The organism is Pantoea sp. S61 (assembly GCF_016625145.1).
Lineage (GTDB): Bacteria > Pseudomonadota > Gammaproteobacteria > Enterobacterales > Enterobacteriaceae > Pantoea > Pantoea rwandensis_B.
Genome location: NZ_JACVUO010000034.1, coordinates 23,767 through 30,674, shown reverse-complemented (window position 1 = coordinate 30,674; position 6,908 = coordinate 23,767). Strand labels below are relative to the sequence as shown.

Here is a 6,908-nt window from a genome sequence, read left to right as displayed (position 1 = left end):
CAGCATCCAGCATCCAGCATCCAGCATCCAGCATCCAGCATCCAGCATCCAATACAATCCAAACAACTCAACCTATCCGGCCAATCCAATATTGCTGGCACCAAAAGCATTTCATTTATCAGATTCGATCCATTCCATCTCTATAACCAACAAAAGTGATTAATCACACCTTAGAGATGATATAGACAAGACGGAATCCAGGATGAGGCTTGTATGCTGTTTTTGGCAATGACGCATTAGTGCACGTAAAACTAGAACTATAACTAAATGCCGATTATCGCTTAGATGGATATTCACTCTTGTAGAAACTTGCCCAGCCAGCAGTTGCCAAGAAATGAACAATTCAAAAATACGGCACGCTGAATGCATCGACATACCTTGTCAGGATTCAAAACGTAGAGTCCAAACAACCCAATAGCTATCATCGCCGTCTCTTCATCTTCACCAAAAAAAACATGGTGATTTTCAGCCTGAAAATTTCTGAAATTTTCTTCTAATACACTACCTTATAGCGTTTTCAGGTCGGTGAGAAAATCTATCTGAAAACGTGACAATGTCATTTCACGCTTTAGACATTAGCATCCATGATCGCAAGCCAGGAAGGGGAGGGTACTCATCTACTGCCTCTGAGAATGCTTTATTCTTAGTATTAGAAAGACGGTGAGCTAAAGCACGTCCGGCGCTATCAAGTGCAATTATACTTTGCATTTAGATGTGCGAATCAAACTAACCTCAGGCGTTTACCATGGCGTTGCATGTATTACTCGCGCCACAGTCGGATACTCCTATGAACAATATCGACGTTCTCATCGTTGGAGCTGGGCCCACCGGTTTGGTGATGGCGCTCTGGCTCACCCGGCAAGGTGTGTCGGTTCGAATCATCGACATGAGTCAGGGACCAGGTGAAACATCACGAGCAATGGCTATTCAGGCTCGCACGCTTGAGCTTTATCGTCAGCTGGATATCGCTGAAGAGGTTGTAGCAGCAGGCTATAAAATGCCGGCTATGAATATGTGGGCGAGGGGAGAATCGAAGGCGCGTATTCCCCTGATGAATGCGGGTAAAACTATTTCCCCCTATCCGTTTGTGCTTGTATTGCCCCAGGACATACATGAAAAACTTCTGATCGCACGCTTACAGACTGCAGGTGTCGACGTCGAACGGCAAACAGAATTCATGTCGTTCAGGGAAGAGGGCGATAACGTCGTTGCTACGATCAGGACACCAACAGGGCAAACCGAAATCTGCACTGCCACCTACCTTGCAGGCTGTGATGGAGCGCATTCTCCGGTGCGCCATCAAATGGGTAGTGACTTTGAGGGTGGCACTTATAACCACCTCTTCTACGTTGCCGATGTTCTGGCCAGTGGAGTGACACCCGCGAATGAGGGACATATCGCTTTCGACAAGTCAGATTTTGTTTTAGTTATGCCTTATGGACCAGAACATCAATATCGTTTGATCGGCACTGTCGAGAGTGAAGAAGGAGATAGGCAGCAGCACGCTTTTGACGATGTGAGCCAACGGGCCATCAGTGGACTAGGGCTCAGCATCCAACAGGTTAACTGGTTTTCTACTTACCGTGTTCATCACCGGGTGACCAATCTTTTCCGTGATGGCCACGCATTTCTGCTGGGTGATGCAGCGAACGTCCATAGCCCGGCAGGAGGGCAGGGGATGAATACCGGCATTGCCGATGCGATAAACCTGGCGTGGAAATTGGCTGCGGTGATTAAAGCTCAGGCCCCTGAAACCTTATTGAACAGCTATGAAGCGGAGCGCAAAGCCTTCGCTCACAAACTGGTGAAAACCACAGATCGGGTATTCACCTTTGTCACTGCCGCTGGCGGGTTCGCCGATTTCGTGCGTACGCACATTGCACCAGCGATAGCCAGTCAAGCCTATCAATATGGACGCGTACGCGAATACCTTTTCCGGATCATCTCGCAAACGACGATGAGCTATTTGGACAGCCCCCTAAGTGAGGGAAAAGTGGGAGAGATCAGTGCGGGCGATCGCCTGCCGTATGTCGCCGTGGGTGAGACTGACAATTATGCATCACTGAGAAAGATAGTCTGGCAAATACACATTTACGGCAGAGCAACTAAAGACGTCAGGAACTGGTGTGATCGTCATAGTATGGATTGGCAGGTTTTTCCCTGGCAGGATGCATTTGAGAAAAGAGGATTCAAAAAAGACACGGCTTACTTAATTCGGCCGGACGGCTATATCGGTCTGGTGGCCGCTGAAAGACACGCAGAGCGTCTCTCAACTTATGTCAGTCGTCTAGGAATACAGCGAGCCCTGTTATTGAAACATTGAGAGTTATTACACATCAACCGGCAAACCAACTCATGATAAAAAAACGCCATGCCAGAGCATAACATAACAAGGCGCAGGTATGACTGTGGCTGATTCTTCCCTGATCATGATTTAACATGCAAATCCGCTCATGCCTTCGCTACCCTATCACTGGTGAGTGGCGCGGCACGTTGACCAACACCAACACCAACACCAACACCAACACCAACACCAACACCGATCCCGGTATTCAAACAATTATCACAAAACCTCACAATGGAGTGTGAAAAAGTGTTTTAAGATAAAGTCATTAAATTTCAGATAAATAAATAATTTAGCCTACTAATTATTAGTGTGAAAACTGTGAGTTTGCTCATCTATTTGTGAAACAAATCCGTTCAAAATATCTCACATATTCACAACATGATTGGAACGGGTTATGGCGCCTAAACTGGGCATAATTGCTGACGATTTTACAGGGGCGACAGACATCGCGAGTTTTATTGCGCTCGCCGGATGGAAAGTCATCCAGTTGAATGGCATCCCTAATGATAAGGTCGATCTCGCCAACGTTGATGCGGTAGTGATTTCACTGAAAAGTCGTTCATGTGCGGTGGCTGAAGCGCAGGCATTAAGCCGTCAGGCCATGAAGTGGTTAAATCACCAGCATTGCAAGCGCCTGTATTTTAAATATTGTTCGACGTTTGATTCCACAGCGCTGGGAAATATTGGGCCTGTCACCGACCTGTTATTGACGGAAACCGGTTTAAATATGGCCGTGCTTTGTCCTGCTTTGCCCAACAATGGCCGCACAGTGGTGCACGGGCATTTATTTGTTCATGGGCAACCATTGAATGAGTCTGGTATGCAGAATCATCCCTTAACTCCGATGACAGATGCAAATCTGCTGCGCGTCATGGAAAAACAAGCTTCAGGCGAGTGCGGACTGATCCCACTGAGCTGCATTCAGGCGGGAAAACAGGCCATTCAGTCGCATCTGCTCGCCTTGCAACAGGCGGGTAAGCGCTATGCCGTGCTGGATGCGCTGACCGATGCAGATCTGATGACTTTAGCCGCTTCACTGCCTGAAGATGTGCTGTTAACCGGTGGATCCGGTTTGGCAGGCGCGCTCGCAGCAAGCCAACCGCACAACCCAATGCGCGAAGATCAAGCGATACCAGCGCGGGAAGGGAATAGTGTGGTGTTGGCGGGGAGTTGCTCGTTAATGACCAATCAACAGGTCGCGCGCTATCGACAGACCGCACCGGCTAAGGCCATTGACGTCGAGCGAGCCGTTGAAGCGGGCGATGCATACCTACAAGAACTTACTGACTGGTATCAGTCCCAGCCAAAGGATTGGGCGCCCCTGATCTATGCCACCCGTCCAGCAGAAGAAGTTAAAGCTATGCAGGCTCGATTTGGTTTGGAAGTTGTCGGATCGGCAATCGAAAACCTGCTGGCTGCTTTGGCTGTGCGCTTGAACCAGCTCGGGGTGAACAAAATCATCGCGGCGGGTGGAGAAACTTCAAGTCTGCTGGTGCAACAACTGGGTGTTAAGGGGTTTACCATTGGCGATGCTATCACCCCGGGCGTCCCCTGGGTAAAAGATGTTCATCGCTCCCTCTGGTTGGCATTGAAATCAGGCAATTTTGGTGACGAAAACTTCTTTTTTAAAGCGCAGGAGATCTTTGCATGAGTGCGTCAGCTTTACGTGAACAGATGGTGGTTTTGGCGCAGTCCATGTTCATGCGTGGGTATAGCAGTGGAGGGGCTGGGAACTTAAGTGCGCGCTTACCAGAGGGGGGATTCCTTGTGACGCCCACTAACTCCAGTTTTGGTTCCCTTGATCCGGCGACTTTAAGTGAACTGGACGCAGCAGGTAACTGGGTCTCGGGTGAGAAACCGTCAAAAGAATCGTTGATGCATTTGGCTTTTTATCGTCAACGTGCAGACATTGGTGGTGTGGTTCATTTGCATTCGCCGTCTTTAACCGCGCTTTCCTGCTTACCAGGCTTAAACCCTTTCGATTGCCTGCCGCCTATCACCCCTTACTTTGTGATGCGTGTGGGAAAACTGCCCTTAGTGCCATATCTGCGACCAGGACACCCAGGACTGGCGGATGAAGTGGCAAAACTGGCGCCAAACTACAATGCCATGCTGCTGGCGAACCACGGTCCGGTTATCGGCGGTGCTACGCTCAGAGATGCGGTATTCAATGCGGAAGAGTTGGAAGATACGGCTCGCTTATGGTTTACCCTGCGACCTCATGGCATGGTGATTTTAAATGAAGAGCAGTTAGCAGAACTGCAAACCGTCTACCGAACGAAAAAAATCCCCACGGATTGCTAAGGAATAATTGATGCTACCTGATGAACGCCGCGTTTATATTTATAGCTATCTGCATCAGCACGCTCATGCGGCCATCAGTGATTTGGTAAAACTTCTCGACGTCTCTCATATGACGATTCGTCGGGATTTAAAAGAAATGGAAAGCGAAGGCAAAGTTTCTTTAATTAGTGGTGGTGCAAAGCTTAATCAGGTATTAATCCAGGAGTTGCCTTACACCGAGAAAACCATGTTGCGTCATGCTGTGAAACGAAATATTGGTCAGGTAGCTGAGCGATTAATTGAGTCCGGCAGCGTTATTTATTTGGATGCCGGAACGACAACCTATGAAATCGCCAGGGTTATTGCCAGTAAGTTAAAAAAGATCACGGTGATCACCAATGACTTTACTATCGCAGATTTCCTGATGGCTTCACCGATGATTGAGTTGTTTCATACTGGCGGACAGGTTGATGTACGCAACCGCTCTGCGGTCGGACACAGCGCTGCGCAATTCATCCGTCAGCATAACATTGATATTGCCTTTATCAGCTCCAGCTCATGGGATGCAGTGCGAGGTATTTCAACGCCGGATGAAGGTAAGATGCTGGTTAAGCAAGCTGTACTGGCGGCTTCACGTCGTAAAGTGCTGGTTTCGGACAGCAGTAAATATGGCAAATATGGCATGTTTCATATCAGCCCATTGGATCAAGTGGACGACATAATATGTGATAACCAACTGCCCACTGAAATAATCCCAAAACTGCAGGAATTAAATTTGCGCCTGCACCAGGTGTCTTCTGCGGTAGCCGATTAGGAGAGTCAATATGTGAATCAATTGGTCTGAACCCTGCATGGCGTGATATTCACGTTAATAATAATAGAAATATGAGGTGTGTTTTTACGACATGCCCGGAGGTTTTATGCATTTTGAAATAAGTCAGTTTGTTGAGTTGTTTTGCGCAATAGCATTGCTCATTATTTTAATCAGCAAGTTTAAATTCCATCCTTTTCTTGCCCTCATTATCACTGCAGGATTTCTCGGCATTGCAGCGGGATTATCGCCAACGCAAACCATAAAAAGTTTTGAAAAAGGTTTTGGTGGTGTATTGGGCTCTACCGGGCTGGTAGTTGGCCTCGGTACCATGCTGGGAGGGTTGATGCTGGAGTCCGGTGCGGCCGATAAAATCGCCAACACCTTTATCCGGCTAGGGTCGGTACGCATGATCCCGCTGACCATCTGCATCGCAGCATTGATCATTGGCCTTCCTCATTTGTTTGATGTCAGTTTTGTCATGCTGGTACCGCTGGTGTATGCGATTGCACGTCGCACCCGTAGCCAGCTGATGCGTATTGGCATTCCTCTGGCGGCAGGTCTGTATATTGCTCATGGGCTGATGTTACCGCATCCTTCACCCACCCTGGCGATGACGACTTATGGTGCTGATGCGGGGCTGTGTATGCTGTTTGGCATCCTGCTTGCTCTGCCGATGATCATCCTGTGTGGGCCCTTGTTTACCCGCTGGGCGCTGAAGGTGTTTCCCGATCTCAGGCGTCAGGATTTCTCACAACAGGATATCGAGCCCGAGGCTATAGATTCTGCGCGCCATCATTCGCCAACTTTTTTTCTGTCAATGCTGACTATCTTACTGCCACCGATTTTGATGATGCTGAAAACACTGGCAAAAGGGCATCTGGCAGCAGACGGTAACGCATCAATGTTACTGAACACCATTGGCGATCCCATCGTGTCATTGCTGATTGCCGTGCTGTTTGCCATTTGGGCGCTGGGTATCAAAAGCGGCCTCACTATGGCGCAGTTGCAAAAAATCCTCGGTAAATGCCTTGGACCCTGTGCTGCCATCATCCTTATTCTGGGGGCAGGGGGTGGGCTTAAAGAGATGCTGCTTGCCACCAACGTCAGCAAGTTAATCGCCGATTCAGCGCTGCACTGGAACATCTCACCCTTGGTGCTTGCCTGGTTGGTCGCTGCGCTAATTCGCATCGCCATTGGCTCCGCAACCGTGGCGGTGGTCACTACTGCCGGAATCGTGGCACCGCTTGCCGCACACAGTGGCGTCAATTTGGAACTGCTGGTGCTGGCAACCAGTACCGGGGGATTGATGCTCTCTCACGTCAATGATTCTGGTTTTTGGCTGTTCAAAGAGTACTTCCAGCTCACGGTTGCCGAGACACTGAAAAGCTGGACGCTACTGGTGTCATTTATCTCCCTGCTGGGACTGATTTTTGTTCTTCTGCTCGACATGTTTGTCGGCTGAAC

The 6,908-nt window shown here is 48.9% G+C and carries 5 protein-coding genes; all 5 read left to right on the top strand.

The window, feature by feature from the left end:
* The first annotated feature begins 787 nt into the window (after window positions 1-787).
* Window positions 788-2,323, top strand: coding sequence for an FAD-dependent monooxygenase (locus tag IAE30_RS28960; RefSeq protein WP_200681534.1), 1,536 nt, complete (start codon window positions 788-790; stop codon window positions 2,321-2,323).
* A 418-nt stretch (window positions 2,324-2,741) separates the two neighbouring features.
* Complete coding sequence (otnK, locus tag IAE30_RS28955; protein ID WP_200681532.1) at window positions 2,742-3,998, top strand: 3-oxo-tetronate kinase; 1,257 nt, start codon at window positions 2,742-2,744, stop codon at window positions 3,996-3,998.
* Window positions 3,995-4,651 carry an aldolase gene (locus IAE30_RS28950; protein ID WP_200538842.1) on the top strand — a complete coding sequence of 219 codons (657 nt, stop codon included), beginning with the start codon at window positions 3,995-3,997 and terminating at the stop codon, window positions 4,649-4,651. The genes otnK and IAE30_RS28950 overlap by 4 nt, the downstream gene beginning before the upstream one ends.
* A 10-nt stretch (window positions 4,652-4,661) precedes the next feature.
* Window positions 4,662-5,444, top strand: coding sequence for a DeoR/GlpR family DNA-binding transcription regulator (locus IAE30_RS28945; protein WP_200538843.1), 783 nt, complete (start codon window positions 4,662-4,664; stop codon window positions 5,442-5,444).
* A 106-nt stretch (window positions 5,445-5,550) separates the two neighbouring features.
* Window positions 5,551-6,906 carry a gluconate:H+ symporter gene (locus IAE30_RS28940; RefSeq protein ID WP_200681530.1) on the top strand — a complete coding sequence of 452 codons (1,356 nt, stop codon included), beginning with the start codon at window positions 5,551-5,553 and terminating at the stop codon, window positions 6,904-6,906.
* Window positions 6,907-6,908 lie beyond the last annotated feature (2 nt).

Bases quoted from the DNA above. Each gene is read 5' to 3' on its own strand.
- IAE30_RS28960 (WP_200681534.1), top strand. From the start codon at position 788: ATGAACAATATCGACGTTCTCATCGTTGGAGCTGGGCCCACCGGTTTG.
- otnK (WP_200681532.1), top strand. From the start codon at position 2,742: ATGGCGCCTAAACTGGGCATAATTGCTGACGATTTTACAGGGGCGACA.
- IAE30_RS28950 (WP_200538842.1), top strand. From the start codon at position 3,995: ATGAGTGCGTCAGCTTTACGTGAACAGATGGTGGTTTTGGCGCAGTCC.
- IAE30_RS28945 (WP_200538843.1), top strand. From the start codon at position 4,662: ATGCTACCTGATGAACGCCGCGTTTATATTTATAGCTATCTGCATCAG.
- IAE30_RS28940 (WP_200681530.1), top strand. From the start codon at position 5,551: ATGCATTTTGAAATAAGTCAGTTTGTTGAGTTGTTTTGCGCAATAGCA.